This is a genomic window from Polynucleobacter sp. 35-46-11 (assembly GCF_002281105.1).
This window is the reverse complement of sequence record NZ_NCFJ01000478.1, coordinates 1-1,909: the sequence shown is the minus strand read 5'-3', so window position 1 is coordinate 1,909 and position 1,909 is coordinate 1. Positions and strand designations below refer to the sequence as shown.

General features: G+C 46.4%; 4 protein-coding genes. 1 reads left to right on the top strand and 3 read right to left on the bottom strand.

The genetic code is table 11. The features are described from left to right. On the top strand, positions 1-192 hold a 192-nt coding region (locus tag B7Y67_RS16585; RefSeq protein WP_293599573.1), incomplete at its 5' end, for a sigma factor-like helix-turn-helix DNA-binding protein. Positions 193-214: 22 nt separating this feature from the next. On the opposite strand, the gene B7Y67_RS16580 is transcribed toward B7Y67_RS16585, so the two are convergent. The 3 genes from B7Y67_RS16580 to B7Y67_RS16570 form a co-directional block, all read right to left on the bottom strand. After that, the gene (locus B7Y67_RS16580; RefSeq protein WP_293599572.1) at positions 215-820 is read right to left on the bottom strand and encodes an SCO family protein; all 606 of its coding nucleotides are present in this window, start codon (positions 818-820) and stop codon (positions 215-217) included. A gap of 7 nt (positions 821-827) precedes the next feature. Continuing rightward, positions 828-1,721 (bottom strand): heme o synthase, encoded by an 894-nt coding sequence (gene cyoE / locus B7Y67_RS16575; protein ID WP_293599571.1) that lies wholly within the window; start codon positions 1,719-1,721, stop codon positions 828-830. Beyond that, positions 1,718-1,909: COX15/CtaA family protein (locus B7Y67_RS16570; protein ID WP_293599570.1), on the bottom strand; the 192-nt coding region annotated here is incomplete at its 5' end. The genes cyoE and B7Y67_RS16570, both read right to left, overlap by 4 nt.

The window sequence follows — 1,909 nt, the reverse complement described above, 5'->3', positions numbered from 1 at the left end:
CTCATGGCTTTAGATGAGCGTAGTCGCAACATTGTGCAATCCCGTTGGCTGGCAATGGATGCGGATGGTAATGGCACAAAGACATTGCATGATCTCGCCAGTGAATACGGCATCTCTGCAGAGCGTGTGCGTCAGATTGAGACTGCTGCTCTCAAAAAGATGCGTAGCCTCTTGCAAGCTGAGACTGCTTAAGCAGTCCTCCCTCTGTAAGACTTTACTTCAGTAGCTCTTTCAAGTCTTGCGCTAAGGTATCAGCACCTTGCGCATGCTTGATGTACAGGCGTAAATGCCCTTCTGGATCGAATGCATAACTACCTGCCATGTGATCCATGGTGTATGAGCCAGGACTCGTACCGGGCACCTTCTTATAGTAAATCTTGAAGTCCTTAGTCACTTTTTCTAAAGCCGCCTCGTCTGCTGGACGCAGGCCTAAGAAACGAGAATCAAACGCCGGTACATATTGCTTCAAAATATTGGCGCTATCTCGCTCGGGATCAACGGTGACAAATAGCACTTGAACCTTATCGGCCTGGGGCCCTAAGAGAGTCATCACTTGCTGCATCTCCGTTAGAGTCGTAGGACAAATATCTGGACACTGCGTATAACCAAAGAACATCACAACTGCTTTACCTTTGAAGTCAGCTAGCGTTCGCACTTTGCCATCAGGGTCAAGTAGACTAAAGTCAGTACCGAATGACTTGCCGCCAGTGATGTCAACATTTTTAAAGCTCTGCTTGGGACTGCAGGCTAGCAAAGCCAATCCAATGATTGACAACATCAGGCTGCGTACAAGAAGACTTGAAAGTGTTGATAAATTCATATTCAACTCAAATGAAATAGTGGTCAATTAATAGTGCTGCGAATAGCAAAGATAAATAGGTAATCGAAAAGCGGAAAGTTTTCTTTGCAAGTGCATCGCTATAAGAAACAAACAAGGCAATCACATAGGCAAGGAACATCAAACCCAATATGATTGCGGAAATTAAATACACTAGCCCGCTCATGCCGTAAATATAAGGCAACAAAGTAGCTGCAATCAGTATTAAGGTGTAGAGCAAGATATTGAGGAGCGTGAAGCGCTCACCATGAGTGACTGGCAGCATTGGTAATCCACTTTGCACATAGTCATCGCGACGATATAAAGCAAGCGCCCAAAAGTGCGGGGGTGTCCATACAAAAATAATGAGTACCAAGAGCCAAGCCTCAGCAGATAAACCATTCGTCACAGCAGCCCAACCTAAGGCGGGCGGCATGGCGCCAGATAGTCCGCCAATCACAATATTCTGTGGTGTAGCAGGCTTCAGTAACCAGGTATAAATTACGGCATAACCTACAAAAGTTGCCACTGTAAGCCACATCGTTAATGGATTGCAGAAGTTCCATAAGATGATCATTCCCAGGCTACCAAGAATGATCGAGAAAACAGTAATGTGAAAAGGAGTTACTTCACCAGTTGCAGATGGCCTCCAAGAGGTACGCTTCATCTTGGCATCAACGGCTTGCTCAATTAAACAATTCATTGCAAAAGCTGCACCCGCCAACAACCAAATACCCAAAATACCACCAATCAATACTGGGTAAGGAACCATACCAGGGGTAGCCAGGAACATTCCGATTACTGCACAGAAAACAGCCAGCAGAGTAACGCGGGGCTTAGTGAGCACCCAGTATTGACGCCAACGCGGCATCGCTACAGTAGCGGAGGAAGTGGGACTACTCATAATGATCTAACCATCTTAATATGAATGGAGGCACTCCACGAAGACCACTGAGTCAGGCGAACCAAACAGAACACCAGCGCAGCAGAGCCCGCGGTATGCATTAAAGCGGCAAGCAAAGGCCATTGGAAGACCACATTGGAAATACCTGTTAGCGCCTGAAGAATTAATAAGCCGAGCAAAAACTTCGC

Coding starts and splice junctions, on each gene's coding strand:
- B7Y67_RS16580 (WP_293599572.1), bottom strand. CDS start 820: ATGAATTTATCAACACTTTCAAGTCTTCTTGTACGCAGCCTGATGTTG.
- cyoE (WP_293599571.1), bottom strand. CDS start 1,721: ATGAGTAGTCCCACTTCCTCCGCTACTGTAGCGATGCCGCGTTGGCGT.